19 protein-coding genes are annotated in these 20,300 nt (G+C 62.5%); 7 read left to right on the plus strand and 12 right to left on the minus strand.

Annotation, left to right across the window (positions count from 1 at the left end):
* Positions 1 to 110: 110 nt before the first annotated feature.
* From phnY to EOB59_RS10080, 5 genes are all read left to right on the plus strand, one after another.
* Complete coding sequence (phnY, locus tag EOB59_RS10060; RefSeq protein ID WP_128288274.1) at positions 111 to 1,568, plus strand: phosphonoacetaldehyde dehydrogenase; 1,458 nt, start codon at positions 111 to 113, stop codon at positions 1,566 to 1,568.
* Between the two features lie 72 nt (positions 1,569 to 1,640).
* On the plus strand, positions 1,641 to 2,999 hold the full coding sequence (locus EOB59_RS10065) for an aspartate aminotransferase family protein (protein ID WP_127266990.1): 1,359 nt from the start codon (positions 1,641 to 1,643) through the stop codon (positions 2,997 to 2,999).
* 399 nt (positions 3,000 to 3,398) lie between these two features.
* Positions 3,399 to 4,424 (plus strand): putative 2-aminoethylphosphonate ABC transporter substrate-binding protein, encoded by a 1,026-nt coding sequence (locus EOB59_RS10070; RefSeq protein WP_127381958.1) that lies wholly within the window; start codon positions 3,399 to 3,401, stop codon positions 4,422 to 4,424.
* A 122-nt stretch (positions 4,425 to 4,546) separates the two neighbouring features.
* Positions 4,547 to 5,680 (plus strand): putative 2-aminoethylphosphonate ABC transporter ATP-binding protein, encoded by a 1,134-nt coding sequence (locus tag EOB59_RS10075; RefSeq protein ID WP_128288307.1) that lies wholly within the window; start codon positions 4,547 to 4,549, stop codon positions 5,678 to 5,680.
* Complete coding sequence (locus EOB59_RS10080; protein WP_128288275.1) at positions 5,664 to 7,676, plus strand: putative 2-aminoethylphosphonate ABC transporter permease subunit; 2,013 nt, start codon at positions 5,664 to 5,666, stop codon at positions 7,674 to 7,676. Before EOB59_RS10075 ends, EOB59_RS10080 begins: the two co-directional genes overlap by 17 nt.
* A gap of 27 nt (positions 7,677 to 7,703) precedes the next feature.
* On the opposite strand, the gene EOB59_RS10085 is transcribed toward EOB59_RS10080, so the two are convergent.
* The 8 genes from EOB59_RS10085 to EOB59_RS10120 form a co-directional block, all read right to left on the minus strand.
* A complete protein-coding gene (locus EOB59_RS10085; RefSeq protein ID WP_164781743.1) occupies positions 7,704 to 8,159 on the minus strand; it encodes a MaoC/PaaZ C-terminal domain-containing protein in 456 nt (151 codons plus the stop codon).
* Positions 8,156 to 9,229, minus strand: coding sequence for a Gfo/Idh/MocA family oxidoreductase (locus tag EOB59_RS10090; protein ID WP_206622039.1), 1,074 nt, complete (start codon positions 9,227 to 9,229; stop codon positions 8,156 to 8,158). The genes EOB59_RS10085 and EOB59_RS10090 overlap by 4 nt, the downstream gene beginning before the upstream one ends.
* Positions 9,225 to 9,554 carry an L-rhamnose mutarotase gene (locus tag EOB59_RS10095; RefSeq protein WP_128288277.1) on the minus strand — a complete coding sequence of 110 codons (330 nt, stop codon included), beginning with the start codon at positions 9,552 to 9,554 and terminating at the stop codon, positions 9,225 to 9,227. The genes EOB59_RS10090 and EOB59_RS10095 overlap by 5 nt, the downstream gene beginning before the upstream one ends.
* A 9-nt stretch (positions 9,555 to 9,563) precedes the next feature.
* Positions 9,564 to 10,676 (minus strand): mandelate racemase/muconate lactonizing enzyme family protein, encoded by a 1,113-nt coding sequence (locus tag EOB59_RS10100; protein WP_128288278.1) that lies wholly within the window; start codon positions 10,674 to 10,676, stop codon positions 9,564 to 9,566.
* A gap of 5 nt (positions 10,677 to 10,681) precedes the next feature.
* A complete protein-coding gene (gene ugpC, locus EOB59_RS10105; RefSeq protein WP_127811136.1) occupies positions 10,682 to 11,779 on the minus strand; it encodes a sn-glycerol-3-phosphate ABC transporter ATP-binding protein UgpC in 1,098 nt (365 codons plus the stop codon).
* 4 nt (positions 11,780 to 11,783) lie between these two features.
* On the minus strand, positions 11,784 to 12,650 hold the full coding sequence (locus tag EOB59_RS10110; RefSeq protein WP_127267476.1) for a carbohydrate ABC transporter permease: 867 nt from the start codon (positions 12,648 to 12,650) through the stop codon (positions 11,784 to 11,786).
* Between the two features lie 2 nt (positions 12,651 to 12,652).
* Complete coding sequence (locus EOB59_RS10115; protein WP_023808865.1) at positions 12,653 to 13,549, minus strand: sugar ABC transporter permease; 897 nt, start codon at positions 13,547 to 13,549, stop codon at positions 12,653 to 12,655.
* Between the two features lie 133 nt (positions 13,550 to 13,682).
* The gene (locus EOB59_RS10120) at positions 13,683 to 15,002 is read right to left on the minus strand and encodes a sugar ABC transporter substrate-binding protein (protein ID WP_127811135.1); all 1,320 of its coding nucleotides are present in this window, start codon (positions 15,000 to 15,002) and stop codon (positions 13,683 to 13,685) included.
* Positions 15,003 to 15,171: 169 nt separating this feature from the next.
* Here EOB59_RS10120 and EOB59_RS10125 point away from each other — a divergent pair, with 169 nt between their 5' ends.
* Positions 15,172 to 15,957 carry an IclR family transcriptional regulator gene (locus EOB59_RS10125; RefSeq protein WP_127267478.1) on the plus strand — a complete coding sequence of 262 codons (786 nt, stop codon included), beginning with the start codon at positions 15,172 to 15,174 and terminating at the stop codon, positions 15,955 to 15,957.
* 65 nt (positions 15,958 to 16,022) lie between these two features.
* Entirely contained in the window at positions 16,023 to 16,862 is an 840-nt protein-coding gene (locus EOB59_RS10130; protein ID WP_128288279.1) for an amidohydrolase, read from the plus strand.
* A 9-nt stretch (positions 16,863 to 16,871) separates the two neighbouring features.
* Here the strand turns inward: EOB59_RS10130 and EOB59_RS10135 are convergent, their stop codons facing one another.
* The 4 genes from EOB59_RS10135 to EOB59_RS10150 are packed head-to-tail and all read right to left on the minus strand — an operon-like array spanning position 16,872 to position 20,277.
* Positions 16,872 to 17,840, minus strand: coding sequence for an ABC transporter permease (locus EOB59_RS10135; RefSeq protein WP_127811133.1), 969 nt, complete (start codon positions 17,838 to 17,840; stop codon positions 16,872 to 16,874).
* A 1-nt stretch (position 17,841) separates the two neighbouring features.
* A complete protein-coding gene (locus tag EOB59_RS10140; RefSeq protein ID WP_128288280.1) occupies positions 17,842 to 18,792 on the minus strand; it encodes an ABC transporter permease in 951 nt (316 codons plus the stop codon).
* Positions 18,789 to 19,547, minus strand: a complete 759-nt coding sequence (locus EOB59_RS10145) for an ATP-binding cassette domain-containing protein (protein WP_128288281.1) — start codon at positions 19,545 to 19,547, stop codon at positions 18,789 to 18,791. The genes EOB59_RS10140 and EOB59_RS10145 overlap by 4 nt, the downstream gene beginning before the upstream one ends.
* A complete protein-coding gene (locus EOB59_RS10150; protein ID WP_128288282.1) occupies positions 19,540 to 20,277 on the minus strand; it encodes an ATP-binding cassette domain-containing protein in 738 nt (245 codons plus the stop codon). Before EOB59_RS10150 ends, EOB59_RS10145 begins: the two co-directional genes overlap by 8 nt.
* Between the last annotated feature and the right edge of the window lie 23 nt (positions 20,278 to 20,300).

Consider the following 20,300-nt stretch of genomic DNA (forward strand, 5'->3'; position numbering starts at 1 on the left):
GGGGAGAGGTGGCGCCGCGAAGCGGCGACGGAGTGGGGGAAGCCATTGCAAAGACGCGATGGCCTCGCCGACAAAGATCAATGTGCTCTCCGAGCACCGGGAAAACTCACATGACCAAGCTCGACCCTTCCATCAAAGTCCGCCACGAGCCGATGCGCATTGCCGGCAAGAAAGTTGATGCCGACGGCGTCGTCGAGGTGCGCTACCCCTGGAACGACACCGTCATCGGCACGGTGCCGGCCGGGCGTGCCGAGCACGCGCGAAAAGCATTCGAAATCGCCGCCGGCTACAAATCGAGGCTGACGCGCTACGAGCGCCAGCAGATCCTGTTCCGCGCCGCCGAGGCATTGGCGTCGCGCCGCGAAGAAATCTCCGATCTCATCACGCTCGAGCTCGGCATCTCCAAGACGGACTCGCTCTATGAGGTCGGCCGTGCCTATGACGTGTTCACGCTGTCGGCGCAGATGTGCATCCAGGATGACGGCCAGATCTTCTCCTGCGACCTCACCCCGCACGGCAAGGCGCGCAAGATCTTCACCACCCGCGAGCCGTTGAAGGCGATCTCGGCGATCACGCCGTTCAACCATCCGCTCAACATGGTCTCGCACAAGGTGGCGCCGGCGATCGCCACCAACAATTGCGTAGTGGTCAAGCCGACCGAACTGACGCCGATGACGGCGCTTCTCCTGGCCGACATTCTTTATGAAGCCGGTCTGCCGCCCGAAATGCTGTCGGTGGTGACCGGCTGGCCCGCAGACATCGGCAACGAGATGATCACCAACGACAATATCGACCTGATCACTTTCACCGGCGGCGTGCCGGTCGGCAAGATGATCGCCCGCACCGCCGGCTACAAGCGCCAGGTGCTGGAACTCGGCGGCAACGACCCGCTGATCATCCTCAACGATCTCTCCGACGAGGATCTGGCCAGGGCAGCCGATCTGGCCGTCGCCGGCGCGACAAAGAACTCCGGCCAGCGCTGCACCGCGGTCAAGCGCATCCTGGTTCAGGAAAGCGTCGCCGACCGCTTCGTGCCGCTGGTGCTGGAGCGGGCGAAAAAAATCCGCTTCGGCGATCCGATGGACCGCTCGACCGACCTTGGCACCGTCGTGCACGAGAAGGCGGCGGCGCTGTTCGAAGCCCGCGTCCACATGGCCGCCGAGCAGGGCGCCGAAATCCTCTACAATCCGGGTCGTCAGGGCGCGTTGCTGCCGCCGATCGTCGTCGATCGCGTTCCTCACACATCCGAATTGGTGATGGAGGAGACGTTCGGCCCGATCATCCCGATCGTTCGCGCGCCGGACGACGATGATGCGCTGATCGCACTGTCCAACTCGACCGCCTTCGGCCTGTCGTCGGGCGTCTGCACCAACTCTTTTCCGCGCATGCAGAAATACATCGCCGGCCTTCAGGTCGGCACCGTCAACATCTGGGAAGTGCCGGGCTACCGCATCGAGATGTCGCCCTTCGGCGGCATCAAGGATTCGGGCAATGGCTACAAGGAAGGCGTCATCGAGGCGATGAAGAGCTACACCAATGTGAAGACATTTTCGCTGCCCTGGTCCTGACCGGGCGGCATTGACGGATAAGACAACCGAGGGAGCGTTCGCCGCTCCCTCATTCGCGTTTCGGAGACCATGATGGCCGCGATCAAAGAGCTTGTGCACACCGAAGGCGATTCCAACACCACAGCGGCTCGCGGCCGATGGGATGCCGGGCAGGACGATCCGCGGATCCGCGGCTTGCTCGATCGCGACGCGGCTGCCTTCATGCACCAGAGTCTGTCCAGCCCCTGCCTTTCGACCATCGCGAAGGCGCAAGGCATCTGGATCGAGGACACCGCTGGCCGCCGCTTCATGGATTTCCACGGCAACAGCGTGCATCACCTCGGCTACGGCCATCCAAGGCTGGTCACGGCGATCAAAAAGCAGCTCGATGAGCTCTGCTTTGCGCCGCGCCGCTTTACCTGCGAGCCCGCCGTCGAGCTGGCGGAGAAGCTGGCGGCATTGGCGCCCGGCGATCTCGGCAAGGTGCTGTTCACCACCGGTGGTTCGGATGCCATCGAGGTCGCGCTGAAGATCGCCCGCGCCGCGACCGGCCGCTTCAAGACGGTGTCGTTCTGGGATGCGTTCCACGGGGCCGGCTTCGGCGCTGCAAGCGTCGGCGGCGAGGCGACCTTCCGCTCGCACATATCAGGCCCGATGATGACCGGCACCGAGCACGTCGCACCCTGGGACGGCTATCGCTGTCCCTATGGCCACGATTCCCTCGAAACCTCGGGGCTCGCTTGCGCCAACATGATCGCCTATGTGCTCGGCCGCGAACAGGACGTGGCGGCGGTCGTCGCAGAACCGATGCGGGCGACGCCCAACCCGCCGCCGCCCGGTTTCTGGAAGCGGGTTCGCGAAGCCTGCGACCGGCACGGCACGCTGCTGATCTTCGACGAGATCCCGACCGGGCTGGGCAAGACGGGAAAATTCTTCGCCCACGAGCATGATGATGTGACGCCCGACATCGTCGTCCTCGGCAAGTCGCTCGGCGGCGGCATCCTGCCGATCGCCGCCGTCATCGCGCGCCGCGACCTCGACGTCACCGGTGGCTTCGCGATCGGCCACTACACCCACGAGAAGAACCCGGTGACGACCCGCGCCGCACTGACGACGATCGACATCATCCTGGAGGAAGGATTGGTCGAACGCGCGGCCGAACTTGGCCGGCACATGCTGGAGCGTATGCAGCACCTGATGGCGCGCTCGCCCCATGTCGGCGACGTCAGGGGCAGGGGACTGATGGTCGGCGTCGAGCTCGTCGAGGATCGCGATACGCGCGAGCCGGCGCGCGATCTCGCCGAACGCGTCTTCTATGCTTGCCTGGGGCAGGGGCTGAGCTTCAAGGTCAGCCAGGGCAATGTGCTGACGCTGTCGCCGCCGCTGGTCATTTCGAAAGCTGATCTCGATCGTGCGCTCGACATCCTCGAGACCGCCGTGCTGGCGGCCTGACCATGAAGGCCGTGCGCACCGACCGCGAGCTCGCATGCCCCGGCATCGACGCGGGCTTACGGGCAAGGGGCGTCGATCTGGTGGTGACTGTCCGCTCGTCCGACCCGCGTTTGCGGGCACAGACAACGGGCGTTTCGTTCGGCTGACCATAACCGTCTCCGTTGCCAATCGTGGGCTTTCGCAGCGCGAAATCGCGGCCGCAACAGGTATGCGACAGTTCCATGACAACTATCAGGAGAAGTTTGCCTGTCATAAAATAAATAGATTTTACTTATCGATCACCAATCCCCAGAGTTGACCCAACGACGACATTCACAAGCGCTACAGGGTCGCAAGGTCCACCGGCGAGATCGTCACAGTGCATCGCAGAATGTGCCAACAATCAAAGGGGAACTGAGCATGAAATCGCGCAACGCAACTATCGCAATGGCCTTCGCCGCGGCATTGATGTCATCCGCCGCCTTTGCCGAAACCTCCGAACTGACAGTCTATACCGCCATTGAAGCCGAAGATCTCGCCCGCTACGCCGAGACTTTCACAAAGAGCCATCCCGACATCAAACTGAACTTTGTCCGCGACTCCACGGGTGTCGTTACCGCCAAGCTGTTGGCCGAAAAGGACAATCCGCAGGCCGACGTTGTCTGGGGCCTTGCCGCTACATCGCTTCTGGTGCTGAAGACCGAAGGCATGCTTGAGCCCTACGCGCCAAAAGGCGTCGAATTGCTCAAGCCGAAGTTTGTCGACAAGGACACGCCACCGGCCTGGGTTGGCATGGACGCCTGGGCGGCTTCGATCTGCTTCAACACCGTGGAGGGCAAAAAGCTTGGCCTCACCGAGCCGACCAGCTGGAAAGATCTTACCAAGCCGGAATACAAGGGTCACATCGTGATGCCGAACCCGGCCTCGTCCGGCACCGGCTTCCTCGATGTATCGAGCTGGCTGCAGTTGTTCGGCGAGAAGGATGGTTGGGCCTATATGGACGCCCTGCATCAGAATATTGATGCCTACACGCATTCTGGTTCGAAGCCGTGCAAAATGGCCGCCGCCGGTGAAACCGTAATCGGCATCTCGTTCGAGTTCCGCGCCGCGAAATCGAAGAAGGAGGGCGCCCCCCTCGATATCGTCATCCCGTCCGAAGGCATCGGCTGGGACATGGAGGCATCCGCGATCGTTGCGGGAACGAAAAATCTCGAAGCCGCCAAAACGCTGCTCGACTGGTCGATCAGCAAGGAGGCCAACGAGATGTACAATGTAGGTTATGCGGTTCTGGCTATGCCGAATGTCGCCAAGCCGGTCGAATTCCTGCCCGCAGATATCGAGTCCAAGATGATCGATAATGACTTCGAGTGGGCGGCCAACCACCGCAAGGCCATTCTCGACGAGTGGACGAAGCGCTACGACGCCAAGTCTGAGCCCAAGAGCTAGACGCAGAGCATTTCGACAGGGCGCCGTCAGAGCGGCGCCCTTCTCGTAACTCTTCCCGGATGGTCAAAATGAGACACGAACCCGTCGCTGATCTATCGGCAACGCTGGCCGAGGTGCATCCCATGACCGCTGCCGGCAACACGGCTTACCTGCGGATCGAACATCTCTGGAAGGCCTTCGGCGAGTTCCATGCGCTGAAGGACATCTCGCTCGACATCAACGAAGGCGAATTCATCTGCTTTCTCGGCCCTTCGGGTTGCGGCAAGACCACGCTGCTGCGCGCCGTCGCCGGCCTCGACCTGCAGACCAGAGGCGTCGTCCGCCAGGGGGGCACGGATATCTCAACGCTGCCGCCGTCAAAACGCGACTACGGCATCGTGTTTCAGTCCTACGCGCTGTTTCCCAATCTGACGATTGAAAGGAACATCGCCTTTGGCCTGGAAAACACCAAACGGCCGCGCGCCGAGATCGATGCCCGCGTCAAGGAATTGCTCATGCTGGTCGGCTTGCCCGATCAGGCGAAGAAATACCCAGCGCAGCTTTCCGGCGGGCAGCAGCAGCGCATCGCGCTCGCCCGGGCCATCGCCACCTCGCCCGGCCTGCTTCTGCTCGACGAGCCGCTGTCGGCGCTCGACGCCAAGGTGCGTGTGCACTTGCGCCACGAGATCAAGGGGCTGCAGCGCAAGCTCGGCGTCACCACGATCATGGTTACGCACGACCAGGAAGAAGCATTGTCGTTGGCCGACCGCATTGTAGTCATGAACCATGGCGTCATCGAGCAGGTCGGCAGCCCGACTGAAATCTATCGCCATCCCAGGACGCTGTTCGTCGCCGATTTCATCGGCGAGACCAACAAGTTCGATGCGACGGTAGGAGCAGATTCGGTAGGCTTCGGGACGAAGGCTTTCAGATGCGCGCCGCACAGCTTTGCGAACGGCGAAGCAGTCGTCGCCGCCATTCGGCCGGAAGACGTGATTCCACACGGGCCGGGCTCGCGCTCGCCTGGAGCACCCGATGTGGTGAAGACTTCGGAAAACCTGATCGAAGTGACCGTCGGTGAAATGGAATTCCTGGGTTCGTTCTGGCGCACCCGGCTGCGCGGCGGAGAGCTTGGAGACGAGATTCTGATCGCCGATTTCTCGGTCAACGCCACGCGGCGTCTCGGCCTCGCCGAAGGCGGAGCGCTAACGGTGGAACTGCCCGCCGACCGACTGCTTGTCTTCCCGCAAGGAGAGCGCCATGGCGGCGGCAACTGATATCCTGATGCCGTCCGGTCGGGCACTCCGACAGTCGCTCGACAAGGACGAGTTGATCAAGCGCGGCCTGCTGGTCGTCATCTCGTTCTATCTGGTCCTGTCGCTGGCAGCCCCGCTCTACGTGATGCTGTCGAAATCGTTCTCGACCTACAGCTTCGATCTTGGCGCGTTCGAATTCCAGGTCAGCGACAAGCTCGGCAATTTCGGCGAGCCAGTGACGGCCGCCGCTCTGAACGAGAAACTCGCCGCGGTCCCGCCAGAAAAGCTTGCGACCAGTTCCGATGGTCGGTTGCCGGCCACCAGCTTCTTTCCGGATTTCAGTTTCCGCAGCCCGGTCAAATACAAGGTCCGCGGCACGACCGATGACGCTTATTTCCTGATCGGCACGCAACTCCACCGCGGCACCGAATGGCAGGAAGTCGATTCGAACACCTTTCGGCGCATTATGCTGAGGCCCGCGCGCGAGCTTGGGTTGGACAACTACACAACCTACTTCTCGACGCCAACGCTGTTCCGCTCGATCCAGAACTCCTTCCTGATCGCGCTGATCAGCACCATCATCACGGTCGGCATAGCCTTCGGCTTCGCCTACGCTTTGAACCGAAGCAAGATGCGCTTCAAGGGCCTATTCAGGCTCATCGCCATGGCTCCCATCCTGGTGCCGTCGCTACTGCCCGGCATCGCCCTCATCTATCTGTTCGGCAACCAGGGCCTGTTGAAAAGCCTGCTTGGCGGCATATCGATCTACGGTCCGTTGGGGATTGTCGTCGGCTCGATATTCTTCACCTTTCCCCATGCTCTGATCATTGTCTCGACGGCACTGGCGATCTCCGACCAGCGCCAATATGAAGCCGCCGCTTCGCTGCGCGCCAGCAAGTGGCGGACGTTCTGGGTCGTTACCATTCCGGGCGCGCGCTACGGTTTGATCTCCGCGGCGTTTGTCGTGTTTACGCTCGTCATCACCGATTTCGGCTTGCCGAAGGTCATCGGCGGCCAGTTCAACGTGCTCGCCGTCGATATCTACAAGCAAGTGATTGGTCAGCAGAATTTCGAGATGGGGGCGGTGGTCTCGGTCATCTTGCTGATCCCGGCCATCGCCGCCTTCGTCGTCGACCGCCTGGTCCAGCGCAGGCAGGTTTCGCTCCTGTCGGCCCGCTCGGTGCCTTACGAGGCAAAACCCAATCGCCGCTTCGACCTGGTCTGTCTGGCTTATTGCAGCCTGGTCGCGTTGTTCATCGCCGGCATCATCGGCATTTGCCAGTACGCAGCGCTGGTCAAGTTCTGGCCCTACGACCTCAGTCTCAGCCTGAAGAATTTCGCGTTCGGTCGCATGGATGGCGGGGGCTGGGCCTCTTACTACAACTCGATCACGCTCTCATTGTTCACCGCTGTGTTTGGAACCGTCATCGTCTTCGTCGGCGCTTACATCGTCGAAAAGACCGAAGGCTTCAGGACCGGACGGGCAGCCTTCCACTTCCTCGCCATGCTGCCGATGGCGGTGCCGGGGCTTGTGCTTGGCCTGGCCTATATTTTCTTCTTCAACAATCCGGCCAATCCGCTGCACGCGATCTACGGCACAATGGCGATCCTGGTCGTCTGCACCGTGACGCACTTTTACACGGTCGGTCATTTGACGGCCCTGACGGCGCTGAAGCAGATCGATCGTGAGTTCGAGCCGGTCGCGGCCTCGCTGAAGCAGCCTTTCTATCGCCTGTTCACGCGGGTGACAGTGCCGATCTGTCTGCCGGCAATCCTTGACATCTCGATCTATCTTTTCGTCAACGCCATGACGACGGTTTCCGCGGTGGTCTTCATCTATACAACACACACGGCGCTCGCCTCGGTTGCAGTGCTCAACATGGACGACGCTGGCGACACCGCGCCTGCTGCTGCCATGGGCATGATGATCTTCTACACCAACGCATTCGCGCGGATCATTCACTTGGCTGTTTCGAAAGGTATCCTGAAAAGAACTCAGGGTTGGCGGGTACGATAATGAAATGCTCTAGGACTTTCCCAAGTCTCAGCCCTGCGTCGGCCTGCGTTCGACGATGTAGATGTGGTCGGCCGCCAGCACCACTTCCCCGCGCTGGTTGATCACCTCGCAGCGTTCGATCACCCGTCCCGACCCCGGCCTCTTCGGGTCGTCTTCCCTGGCCGTAATTGTGGTGCGCGTCCGGATCGTGTCGCCGATGAACACCGGCTTGATGAAGCGCAACCGGTCGTAGCCATAGGAAAAGGCGACAGGGTTGATGACGGTTGCCGTCAGCCCGATGCCGACCGAGAACACCAGCGTGCCGTGCGCGATGCGCTGGCCGAATGGCGTCGTCTTCATGAACTCGGCGTCCATGTGGTGCGGGAAGAAATCGCCGGTGTGGCCGGCATGGACGATGAAGTCGGTCTCGGTGATGGTGCGGCCGCTGGTCAGGCGCGACGCGCCAATCTCATAGTCTTCGAAATACTGGATCTGTTCCATCAGGGTCTTTCCGCAATCGGCGTCGCCGGTGCCGCACTCGACTGATACGCCGCCTCGACCAGCGCCATCGTGCTCCAGGCATCCTCGACCGGACTGATCAGCATAGCATCTTCTCCGGTGGCAAAACGCTGGACATTGGCCATGCGGCCGACGAAGGCGTCTGGAAACCACTCGCCGGCCAAGGGCACCGCGACCCAGTCCGTTCCACCCTTGGGGTAAATCTCCAGCACATCCGGTTCACCTGTGGGATAATCGAGGTTGAGACCCAGCTTGAGATAGGCGGCACCTTCTGTGCCGCAGATGCGGAACTCGCAGGCCTGGTGCCGGCGGCCGAACTTATGGTCGTGGTTGATCGACAGCGCGCAGCGCACGGTGTCGCCATAGTCGAGAATGGCGCTGGTGCGTGTCTGCGCCACGCCATGGTTGGGATGGCCGAGCGTCTTGGCGTTCACACCCCTGGGGTCGCCGAGCAATTGCCTGATCAGGTCGAGATAGTGGATCGAATGCATGGCGATCTCGACGCGCGGCGCCTTGAGCAGGAATTCCCAAAGCTGCCACGGTGTCGCCAGCGCCAGCCAGGCATCGAAGTCGACGATCTCGCCGAGCCAGCCCTTGCCGACGGCATCCTTGAGCGCCAGCATCATCGGCGCGAAGCGCAATTGGAAGTTCACCGCTGCGTGCAGCTTCCGGGCGCGGCAGATCTCGAGGATCGCGGTCGCCTCGGCAAGATTGCTGCCCATCGGCTTCTGGATCAGCGCCACCGCGCCATCAGGCAAGGACTTCAGCACATCGGCATGACGCGACGGCGGGGTGGCAAGATCGAAGATCGCGCCCTCGACGGCAGCAGCTTCTTCGACCGAGCCAAAGGCCGTCACGCCCCATTGGCTGGCCAGCTTTTCAGCCCTGGCATGATCAGGATCATAAAGCCCGGCTACTGGAAAGCCGGCCTTCCTGTAGGCCGGGAAATGCGCGTCGCCGACGATCGATCCGGCGCCGAAAGTGACGATCGGCCGGGGTTTTGAGGGTTTTGGCCAGGATTGAACGAGCAAGGCAGGGTCGAAACCGCCTTCAATCATGATGGAAGACCTCGTCCATCTCGGCCCACCACTCGCCCTCCTTGCGCGTCGCCAGCGGCTCCTGGCATGGCATGCAGACCGCCCACCATTCCTGCGTCTTCGGATCGGCCGCCATCTTCGCCATGTCGGCCTCGTAGTCGCTGCCGTGGTATTCGAAGGTGCTGAACAGCAGGTTCTCCGGCCGCTTCAGGTAGATCGAATAATTCTTGATGTTGCAGGCGGAGATCATGGCCAGCACGTCGGGCCAGACGGCGGCATGGAGGCGGACATACTCATCGACCTTTTCCGGCTTCAGTCCCAGAACCATCCCCATCCGCTGCATATCAGTCTCCTATTTCGTGATCGCCGTGGTGAATTCGGCGATGCTCATGGCCTTGACCGCGTCCCAGTCCCAATCGATGCCGATGCCCGGCTCGTCGGGCGCCAGCGCCTGGCCATCCTCGATGCGCAGGCGCTTGCCCGTCAACTGGTCGAGTTGCGGAATGTATTCGACATATCGGCCGTTCTGAACAGCGCAGGTCAGGCTGACATGAAGTTCCATCAGGAAATGCGGGCAGACCGGAATGTCGAAGGCCTCCGCCGCGTGCGCGATCTTGAGCCAGGGCGTGATGCCGCCGATGCGGCCGACATCGACCTGCACGATCGAGCAGGCGCCTTTCTGCATGTATTCGCGAAAATGGCGAATGGAGTAGAGCGACTCGCCGATCGCGATCGGCGTCGGCGTCGAGTTCGACAACCGCACATGTCCGTCAATATCGTCGGCCGGCAGCGGCTCCTCGATCCAGGCGAGGTCGAGTTCGCGCAACCTCGCGGCGCGCCGGATCGCCTCGTCAACCGAAAAACCCTGATTGGCGTCGGTCATGATCTCATAGCCGTCGCCGACCGCCTTGCGCACCGCCGACAGGCGGGCAAGATCCTCCGACCCGTGCGGCCTGCCGATTTTCACTTTCGAGCCGCGAAAGCCCTTCGCCTTGGCGGCTAGCGCATCGTCAACCAGCGCCTGCGTCTCGATGTGCAGCCAACCGCCTTCGGTCGTGTAGAGCGGGCAGCGATCCTTGGCACCGCCGGCCAGTTTCCACAGCGGCAGGTTCTGTTTCTTGGCCCGCAGATCCCATAGTGCCGTGTCGATCGCCGCGATCGCTATAGCGGTGATCGCGCCAATCGTGGTGGCATGCGTGGCGAATTCGAGATCGTGCCAGATCGCCTCGATCATGTCGGGGTCGCGGCCGATCAGGCGCGGCACCAGATGGTCTGACAAAAGCCGCATCACCGACGAGCCGCCGGTGCCGATCGTGTAGCTGTAGCCGGTGCCGACCGCGCCGTCGGAATCGGTGATGGTCACGATCGGCGTTTCCTGGCTGACGAAGCTCTGGATGGCGTCGGTGCGTTTGACCTTGGGCACAAGGTCCACCATCCGAAGGTCGACTTTCTCGATTCTGGTCATGCCGATCAGCTCCGCAATGTCTTTCCGGTCTCTGTGGCAAACAGATGCGCCTGCGACATGTCGAGGCTCATGGCGACGCGCTCGCTCGGCCGCAGTGGCCTCGGGTTCAGCATGCGCGACACCCAGTCCGTACCGTTGAATTCGACGAACACCAGCGTCTCGTTCCCGAGCGGTTCGGTAACGGTGATCGGCAGTTCGATCTGGTGGACGTCTGCCGCGCCACCGGAACTGATGCCATGGCCGGTCGGATAGATGTCGTCCGGCCGTAGCCCGAACACAACCTTGTCGCCGGTCGTGACATTGGCCTTGAACTGAGCGGGCAGCGGCAGCTTTTCGCCGTTGGCGAAAACCATCTGGCCGTCATCGATCGTGGCCTCGTGCAAATTCATCGGCGGCGAGCCGATGAAGCCGGCAACGAAGCGGGTTGCCGGCCGCCGAAAGACCTCGTCGGGCGTGCCGACCTGTTCGATATGGCCGTCGCGCATAATGACGATGCGGTCGGCCAGCGTCATCGCCTCGACCTGGTCGTGGGTGACGTAGATCACCGTCGACTGCACCTTGGCATGCAGCTTCTTGATCTCGGTGCGCATCTGCGTTCGCAATTTGGCGTCGAGATTGGAAAGCGGCTCGTCGAACAGGAAGACGTCTGGATCGCGCACGATGGCGCGGCCCATGGCGACGCGCTGGCGCTGGCCGCCGGACAGTTGTGAGGGGCGGCGATCCAGCAGCGTGTCGAGGCCGAGGATGGCCGAGGCCTCGGCGACGCGGCGCTCCATGTCTTCCTTGGCGGCACCGGCGATCTTCAGAGAGAAGCCGAGATTTTCGCGCACCGTCATGTGCGGATAGAGCGCGTAGGATTGGAACACCATCGAAATGTTGCGCGAGCGTGGCGGCAAATCGTTGACGATGCGCCCGCCGATCTCGATCGAGCCGGCGCTGATCTCTTCCAGCCCGGCGATCATCCGCAGCGTCGTCGACTTGCCGCAGCCGGAGGGGCCGACCAGCGCGATGAACTCGCGGTCGGCGATGTCGAGATCGATGCCGTGCACGATCCCGACAGTGCCGTAGCGCTTGGTCAGCTTGGTGAGGGTAACGGTTGCCATGGTATCAGCCTTTCACCGCGCCGGAGGTCAGGCCGCCGACAAGGTGTTTCTGGACGACGTAGGTGAGGGTGAGCGCCGGGATGATCATCACCACGGCCAGCGCGCACATGCCGCGCCAGTCGATGGTGAACTCGGCCGTGTAATCGAGTAGGCCGACCGGCAGCGTCTTGGCGCTCACCGAACGGGTCAGCTGCGAGGCCAGAGCGAACTCATTCCAGCAGGTCAGGAAGGCGAAGATCGCGGCCGACGCGATGCCCGGCCCGGCAAGCGGGAACTCGACCTGCCAGAACGCCTGCCAGCGCGTGCAGCCATCGATCTGCGCGGCCTCCGCGAGGTCCTTGGGCACTTGACGGAAGAAGCCGTCGATCAGCCAGATCGTGAACGGCACGTTGAGCGCGACATAGGCAAGGATAAGCCCGAAATGGGTGTCGATGATGCCAAGCCGCACATAGAGGAAAAACAGCGGCAGCGAGAGCGCAATGCCCGGCACGGTGCGCGTCAGCATCAGCCCGAGGAAGACGCTCGATTTGCCGCGGAAGCGGTAGCGCGCGAACGCATAGCCGCCGGCCATGCCGATGGCCACTGCAATGACCGTCGAGGTCACCGAGATGATCAACGAGTTGCGGAAATATTCGATCACTGGAATGCCGCCTTTGCCGATACCGCTGAACATGGCGACATAGGCGTCGAACGAAATCTCCTGCGGGATCCAGACCGGCGGCTTGGCCATGATCTCGACCGCCGGCCGCAGCGACGAGAGGACGATCCACAGGCCCGGCAGGCAGATCGTCAGCATCGCCAGGAACAGGCCAATGCGATAGACGATGCCCAGCAGCCGGCGCTTCAGGCGGGCGGAAGAATTCTCGTCCATCTTCACCACTCCGCACCAATCTGCGTGCGCGCCGCGGCGAGCTTGTTGAAGAAGTAGACGGTGAAGGCGATCGACAGCAGGATCGAGAAATAGGCCATGGCGTTGGCCATGCCCATGCGCCCGTCGCTGTAGGCGGTGCGGGCCACCAGGGTCCATAGCAGTTCGGTGCGGCCCGCCGGTCCGCCATCGGTCATGATCTTGACGATGTCGTAGGCGCGCGCCACGTCGAGCGAACGGATAGTCATGGCTATGTAGGCGAAAGGCATGACGAACGGCCACGTCACATAGCGGAATGTCTGCCACGGCGTGCAGCCGTCGACACGCGCCGCCTCGATCGGCTCCTTGGGCATGGCGAGCAGGCCGGCGAGGATCAGGATGGCGAAGATCGCCGTCGACGACCAGATCTCGGCGATCGAAATCGCGATGAAGGCGAGATGGCCCTCGATCAACCACGGTATGGCGTCCTGCGTAATGCCGAGCGACTGCAGCGCATTGTTCACCAGGCCGATATTGTCGTTGAACATGAACTTGAACTGGAAGCCGACGAGGATTGGCGAGAACATCATCGGGAACATCATCAGCGTGCGCAGGATGCGCTGGCCGCGTGTCGCTTTCTCGACCAGCATGGCAAGCCCAAGGCCGAGCAGCATTTCGAGATTGAGCGCGATGGTCAGTAGCAGCACCGTGCGGCCGAACGCCCACCAGAAATCGGTGTTGGACAGGATCGAAAGATAGTTCCGGATGCCGATGAAGACGTAGAACGTTTCGGGCCGCGTCAGGCGGAACGGCGTGAAGCTGGAGTAAAGGGACAACAGCAACGGCACAACGACAACTGCCGCCAGCACGATCATGGCCGGAAGCAGCAGCAGGAATGGCGCGGATGGCTTGAAGCCCTTCATCAGAATCCTTGAGGTGTTTGCATTTGGACGGCGGTGGGTGGGCCGGGTGCGATGGGTTAGCGCAAACCGCTGGCCGCGAAACGCGATCGCCTCCCCCATTACCAATGGGGGAGGCAGCCCTGGGAGCCCGTTTCTAGAGCTTGCCGGCGTCCTGGAGGATTTGCGTCGCCTTGGCGGCCGCATCGTCCAGTGCCTGCTTGGAGGTCTTGTCGCCGAGGATCGCCGCCTGCAACTCGGGATAGACGGCGTTCGAGATCTCGATCCATTCAGGCGTCTGCGGCACGGCAAACGCGTGCTTGGCCTCTTCCTGGAAGGCGGTAAGAACCTCCTTCTTGTAAGGATCGTTTTCGGCCTGCTTCAAAACCCAGTCCCACACTGCGGTACGGGTCGGCAGCGGCCCGGCGGCGGCCTCGAGCTTCTGGCTGTCTTCGTTGGTCAGCCACCACACCAGGGAAGCCGCGGCCTCCTTGTTGGGGCAGTTCTCGGTCACCGAGAAGCCATGGAAACCGGACCAGCCGGTGCGCTTGCCGGACGAGCCCTTCGGCGCGACCTTGACGCCGACATTGCCGGCGACCTTCGACGACTTCGGGTCGTTGAAGAAACCGGCCCAGCCCGGCCAGTCGAGGTTGATAGCGACGGTGCCGGACGCAAAGCCCTGGCCGAGATCGTCCCAGAGGTAGTTGGTCGTGCCGGCCGGTACGGCCTTGGCCTTGTAGAGGTTAACGAACCAGTCGAGCGCCCGGATGCCGGCGTCGGAATTGAAGACCGGCTTGCCATCCTTGTCGAGATACTCGCCGCCTTCAGCGACAACCATCTCGTAGAAGCGGCCGTTGATCGCCTCTTCTTTGCCGGCGAACTGCGTGCCGTAGAAATTGGGTGGGTTGGCGAAGAACTGGGCTTGGTCGGTCACTTCCTTCCAGGTGTCCGGCGGCACCAGATCATAGCCGTATTTCGCCTTGAACTTGGTCTTGTTGTCGGCGTTCTCGTACAGGCTCTTCTGGTAGTAGAGCGCCGAAACGTCGAACTGCGCACGCGGCAGCATCTCCAGCTTGCCGTCGATGGTTGCGGACGTGATCGTCGACGGCACGAAAGCGTCGATCTCTTCCTTGGGCAGCAATTTGCTGAGGTCGGTGTAAAGGCCCGTATATTGCGGCGCGAAGGACGAATGGTTCCAGCCGACGCACCAGTTGGTGCTGCCGGAGGCGATGTCGGACTTGAGCTCCTTGTCGATGTCGAAGCCGTTCTTCTTGGTCAGGATGTTGGCCTTGGCGCCGGTCGCCTTCTCCCATTCGGGAATGCGCTCGTAGAGCTTTTCATATTGCTGGCCGCCGATCAGCTTCACGTCGACGGTCACGCCTTCGAACTTGCCGGGCAGGTCGCCGGCAAGGGCAGCGCCCGCACCTGACGCGAGCAACAATGCACCGGCGCACACGCCGGACAGCAGTCTGTTCATTGGTATCCTCCCTTGGTGTCGCCTCCGCGGCGACCGCAACTCGTCTGATGACAAGAAGTGCTACATTCATATACAAACAAAACATTCATAGACACGTCAAGGCGAAATTTGTTTCCGCCGCGCACGTTCCTGCGTATATGAAGGGTGAAATTCACTGGAGGATGAGCCCATGGACGACAGCGAAGACGAGCGCTATCGCGCGCCGGCGCTCGACAAGGGGCTCGATATCCTTGAACTGCTGGCGGGCGTCGACGGCGGCCTGACCCAGGCCGAAATCGCCAAGAAACTCGACCGCAGTCCCAACGAATTCTATCGCATGCTCGACCGGCTGGTGCGGCGCGGCTACGTCACGCGCCTCGACGGCGACCGCTATTCGCTAACGCTCAAACTGTTCGGTCTGGCACAGTTGCACGCGCCGGTACGGCGGCTGGTCTCCTATGCGACGCCGCTGATGCGTGAACTTGCCGAGACATCGCAGCAGGCCAACCAACTCGTTGTTTTTGATCGAGGTTCTGCCGTCGTCATCGGCCAGCAAGAAGCACCGAACTACTGGGGCATATCGATCCGGGTCGGCTCCCATATCAGTTTGTTCGACACCGGATCGGGACATGTGCTGCTCGCCTTCCGCTCACCGGAAGAGCGCCAGATGATGATTTCCGAACACGTCCGCAGCACCGACAAGACGGCGCAATCGACCGAGTTCTTCACCCGTCTCGACCAGATACGCGACCGTGGCTACGAGATGATGGCCTCGATGCAGACAGCCGGCGTCTTCAACCTGTCCGCCCCGGTGCGCAGTTCCGACGGCAAGGCAATCGCCGCACTGTCGATTCCCTACATCACGGTGGTCAACGCGCCTTCCGCGCCCGACATCACCAGGACGATCGAACTGTTGCTGGCGACGTGTGAAAAGCTGTCGCACCTCGCTGGATCAGCAGTCGGCTCATCGGCATGAATTCTTATTTGAATGAAGAATTCCCCCGTGAGATGATTTAAAAAGCCAGAGGGAGGAGCCTCACCATGATCATCGATACCCATCTTCACCTGATCGATCGCTCGGCCCTGCGCTATCCCTGGCTCGCCGGCGTGCCGGCGCTCAACCGCGATTTCTCTTATGAAGACTACGCGACGGAGGCGCAGCGTGTCGGCGTCGGGCGTGTGCTGCATATGGAGGTCGATGTCGATGCGGCCGACATCGAAGCCGAGACCGCTCGTGTGGAAGGACTGTCACGGCAGTCCGGCAGCATGCTGGCCGGGGTGATCGCGTCCTGCCGCCCTGAGGAAGGGGACTTCGCGGCCTATCTCGAACGGCAGCGGGCAAACCCGTTCGTAAAAGGCTTTCGCCGCGTCCTCCATGTCGTGCCCGACGATCTCTCGGAAGGTGCGGTGTTTCGCGACAGCATAAAGCGGCTTGGCGGCACCGGCCTGACCTTCGATCTCGTCGTGCTGCCGCACCTGATCCCCAAGGCGATCGCGCTGGCCGATCTGGCACCCGATGTGACGTTCATCCTCGACCATTGCGGCGTCCCCGACATCAAAGGCAAGAGCGAACATCCATGGCGCGAGCATATGAGCGACATCGCCCGGCGCCCGAATGTCATGGCCAAGATTTCCGGTGTCGTCGCCTATGCCGATGCCGGCAGCTGGACGGTTGAGACGTTGCGGCCGTACGTCGAGCATACCATCAATTCATTCGGCTGGGACCGCGTCGTCTGGGGCAGCGACTGGCCGGTCTGCACGCTAGGCGGCGGCCTGTCGACCTGGGTGGCGGCGACCCATGCATTGCTCTCGGGCTGCAGCATTGCCGAGCGCGACAGGCTGTTGTCCGGCAATGCCCGCAAGCTGTGGCGGCTCGACTGACTGGTCCTTTCAGATGGTTGTCGAGACGTGCCGTTCGCGGCCATAGAGCGAAACCAGCAGCACGATGACGAAGCCGAGCGCGGCCTGCACCGCTGCGGGCTGGAAGCCGAGGCCGATCAGCAGCGTGTTGATCTCGGTCAGCACCAGCACGCCGGCGATCGTGCCGAGATAGCTTCCCCGGCCGCCGACAAGTGCTGCGCCTCCTACGACGACCGCCGCGATGGTCTGGAACAGATAGGGCTGGCCGACATCGCCATAGGCCGAACCGGTGAAGCCGAGCAGCAGCACCCCTGCCACAGCGGCGAAGAAGGCGCTTGCGGCATAGGTGATGACCCACATGCGAACCGGGTCAATCAGCGCCAGTGGCGCCGCGCCCGGATTGCTGCCCAGCGCGTAGAGCCGGCGGCCATAGGGCGTTCGCTCCAGCACCAGCACGACGAGTGCGGCCAGCACGACCAGGCTCGGCACCAGCCACGGCACCGGCAGCGGTCCGGCCGATCCGCCGATCGACACGAAGCTGGAAACCGCTTGCGGCGCGGAGCCCGACGGGAAGCCGGCTGTCCACAGCAGCACCAGCCCTTGCACGACCATGCCGATGCCGAGCGTGACGATCAGCGGCTGGATGTCGAGGCTGCGCGAGATCAGCCCGTTCAGCCCGCCGATGACGAGCGCCAGCACGCCGACAAGGCCGCAGACGAGGACAAAATTCCAGCCATCGCCATAGAGCTGCGCCGCCACGACATTGGCAAAGCCGATGACGAAGGGGATTGAAAGGTCGATGCCGCCCATGATGACGACCAGCGTCTGGCCGATCGAGGCGACGGCAAGCAGCGAGGCGAGCACCAGCATGGCGCGTATGGCAAACGGCGCGGAGTAGCCAGGAATGAGGACCGTGCCGGCGAGATGCAGAAGGGCGGCGACGCAGAAGGCGCCAACCACGCGGGCGTTGGTTGTCGCGAACAGGTTTCGCCCGGTCATGTTAGCGCCCCCTCGTGGCAAGACGTTCCTGCAGCGCTGTCAGCATCACGGCCAGCACCAGGATCGCGCCGTAGGCGATCTGCAGCACGAAGGTCGAGACGTTGAACGTCGTCAGCACGCTTTGCAGCAGGAAGATGTCGATGGCGCCAATGGCTGCACCGGCGACGCCGCCGCGCCCGCCGGCCAGGCTGACGCCGCCGAGCGCTACGGCGGCGATGGCGATCAGCGTGTAGGTCGGCCCGATGTTAGGGTCGGCGGAGCCGATCAGCGCGGTCAGCATCAGCCCGGCGCATCCGCCCAGGATGCCGGTCATGACATAGGCGACGAAGCGCACGCGCGTGACATCGACGCCGGCGGTGTAGGCCGCGCGATCGTCGCTGCCCACCGCCATCAACTGGTCGTAGTAAGGGGTGCGCCGCACCAGCCACCAGGCAATGAACATCAGTGCCAGCGGCAGCATCGACAGCGGACCGGACAGTGCCTTGAGCCAGGCCGGCGCCGGGCCGATCGGCGCCGGCAGGATCGTCAGCGTGACGCCGGTCAGGATCAGATAGGTGCCGAGCGTGGCGACGATCGGCTGGATGCGCACGATTGTCGCGAGAAAGCCGTTCGCAGCACCCACCAGCGCGCCGACGAGCAACGCCGCCGGAACGAGCACCAGGGGTGATGAGATGCCGGCGCCGAGGAACAGCACCTGGATCGCCAAAGCGTTGACGAAGCCCATCAATGGCCCGACCGAGATGTCGATTCCGCCACGCCCGGAGAGGATGACAGGCGTGGACGCAATGGCCGCACCGATCAAGGGCGCCGCCAATCCGACCAGCGCGCCCCAGGAACCCGGCTGGAACCGCCCAGGGCTGAGGATAAGATTGATCGCAAGCAGCACGACCAGCAGCACCACCGCGAAGCCGAAATTTCGCCCAAGGGACAAGAGACGCGCAACAGGGTTCATGCCGCACGTCCGAACATGGCTGATATCACGCTGTCGGTGGTGAGCGCGTCGCCAGAGATCTCGGCCGCGACTTCATTCTCACGGAACACCAGCACGCGCTGGCACAGGAGAAGAATCTCCTCGATTTCACTGGATAGGATGACGAGCCCCATGCCGTCGGCCGCCAGCCCGCGAAACACGTCGTAGATCACATGCCGCGTCGCCACGTCGACGCCACGCGTCGGATCGTTGAGGAGCAGGATCGCGGGCTCCAGCGCCAGCGCCCGCGCCAGCAGCACCTTCTGTTGGTTGCCGCCCGACAAAGTGGTGATCGGCGCATCGGGCCGGGGTGCGGCGATCGACAGTTTTTCGCGGTAGATGTCGTAGCGCGCCTTGCGTGCCGACGGGCTGATTAGCCCGAGCCGCGTGTCGCGCGACAAGGTCGAGACGGCGAAATTGTCGAGCACCGACTGTGTCGGGAAAATGCCGTTGGCGCGTCGGTCGCGCGGCAAATAGGCGATGCCGCTGGCGACAGCCTTGCGAAACCCGGTAATCTTTCGGGAGGCATCTGATGAACCGAGTTCGATCGAGCCGCCATGGGACGGTTCCAGGCCGGCAAGCATCTTGAGAAACAGCTCCTGGCCATGACCATCGAGACCGGCAAGCCCGACGATCTCACCCGGAGCAATGGCCTGCGTGATCGGGCTGGCGCCGGGCGCGATGACGAGTTCCCGAACGGCAAGATCACCAAAATCGAGAGCAGTGCGATCAGCCATGCGACAATTCCGCAGCGGTACGTGGCGCCATCGCCTTGAGAAGTTCCGCCGGCGTGGAAGCGCCGCGCTCTTCGGTGCGCACGACGCTGCCGCCCCGCAGGATCGAGATGCGGTCCGAAAGCGACATCACCTCATCCATGCGGTGGGTGATGAACAGGATCAGGCAGCCTTCGCCGGCAAGCGCACGCATCAACGAAAAAACCGATTCGCGGTCGGCGAAGTCGAGCGCGGCGGTGACCTCGTCGAGGATCAGGATCTTTGGGTTGCGCACGATCGCGCGGGCGAGAACGACCAATTGCTGCGCGGCAAGCGGCAGCAGGCCGGCTGGCTTGTCGAGGGGGACGTCGGTGACCGCGAAGCGCTTCAGCGCAGCTTCCGCCCGGTCACGGCGCTCATGACGGGGAACGGCACGTCGGACCAGTCCGTCGAGGCCGAGCAGGATGTTGTCGGTTACGCTGCGGTCCGGCGCGATCAGCACCTCCTGGAATACCGTGGCGAAGCCTTGCGCCTGGAAGGCCGATGGATTGGCGCCAGGGAATGGCTTGCCGTGCAGCAGGATCACACCGCTGTCCGGCTGGACGATGCCGGACAACAGCTTGACCATGGTGCTCTTGCCCGAACCGTTCTCGCCCAGAATGGTGTGGATGGTCCCCGCCCGGAACGCGATCGATGCGTCCGCGAGCGCGATCGTCTCGCCATAGCGTTTGGATATGGTTTTGATTTCAAGCATGTGTCACAATTCGATGCTGGCAG

The sequence above is a fragment of the Mesorhizobium sp. M7A.F.Ca.MR.176.00.0.0 genome, assembly GCF_004023165.1.
Taxonomy (GTDB): Bacteria; Pseudomonadota; Alphaproteobacteria; order Rhizobiales; family Rhizobiaceae; genus Mesorhizobium.

Excerpts from the sequence above, each read along its gene's own strand:
- EOB59_RS10065 (WP_127266990.1), top strand. The coding sequence starts at position 1,641 with ATGGCCGCGATCAAAGAGCTTGTGCACACCGAAGGCGATTCCAACACC.
- EOB59_RS10145 (WP_128288281.1), bottom strand. The coding sequence starts at position 19,547 with ATGGCTGATCGCACTGCTCTCGATTTTGGTGATCTTGCCGTTCGGGAA.
- EOB59_RS10135 (WP_127811133.1), bottom strand. The coding sequence starts at position 17,840 with ATGACCGGGCGAAACCTGTTCGCGACAACCAACGCCCGCGTGGTTGGC.
- EOB59_RS10100 (WP_128288278.1), bottom strand. The coding sequence starts at position 10,676 with ATGACCAGAATCGAGAAAGTCGACCTTCGGATGGTGGACCTTGTGCCC.
- ugpC (WP_127811136.1), bottom strand. The coding sequence starts at position 11,779 with ATGGCAACCGTTACCCTCACCAAGCTGACCAAGCGCTACGGCACTGTC.
- EOB59_RS10130 (WP_128288279.1), top strand. The coding sequence starts at position 16,023 with ATGATCATCGATACCCATCTTCACCTGATCGATCGCTCGGCCCTGCGC.
- EOB59_RS10110 (WP_127267476.1), bottom strand. The coding sequence starts at position 12,650 with ATGGACGAGAATTCTTCCGCCCGCCTGAAGCGCCGGCTGCTGGGCATC.
- EOB59_RS10115 (WP_023808865.1), bottom strand. The coding sequence starts at position 13,549 with ATGAAGGGCTTCAAGCCATCCGCGCCATTCCTGCTGCTGCTTCCGGCC.
- EOB59_RS10070 (WP_127381958.1), top strand. The coding sequence starts at position 3,399 with ATGAAATCGCGCAACGCAACTATCGCAATGGCCTTCGCCGCGGCATTG.
- EOB59_RS10140 (WP_128288280.1), bottom strand. The coding sequence starts at position 18,792 with ATGAACCCTGTTGCGCGTCTCTTGTCCCTTGGGCGAAATTTCGGCTTC.
- EOB59_RS10150 (WP_128288282.1), bottom strand. The coding sequence starts at position 20,277 with ATGCTTGAAATCAAAACCATATCCAAACGCTATGGCGAGACGATCGCG.
- EOB59_RS10080 (WP_128288275.1), top strand. The coding sequence starts at position 5,664 with ATGGCGGCGGCAACTGATATCCTGATGCCGTCCGGTCGGGCACTCCGA.
- phnY (WP_128288274.1), top strand. The coding sequence starts at position 111 with ATGACCAAGCTCGACCCTTCCATCAAAGTCCGCCACGAGCCGATGCGC.
- EOB59_RS10075 (WP_128288307.1), top strand. The coding sequence starts at position 4,547 with ATGACCGCTGCCGGCAACACGGCTTACCTGCGGATCGAACATCTCTGG.
- EOB59_RS10120 (WP_127811135.1), bottom strand. The coding sequence starts at position 15,002 with ATGAACAGACTGCTGTCCGGCGTGTGCGCCGGTGCATTGTTGCTCGCG.
- EOB59_RS10095 (WP_128288277.1), bottom strand. The coding sequence starts at position 9,554 with ATGCAGCGGATGGGGATGGTTCTGGGACTGAAGCCGGAAAAGGTCGAT.
- EOB59_RS10125 (WP_127267478.1), top strand. The coding sequence starts at position 15,172 with ATGGACGACAGCGAAGACGAGCGCTATCGCGCGCCGGCGCTCGACAAG.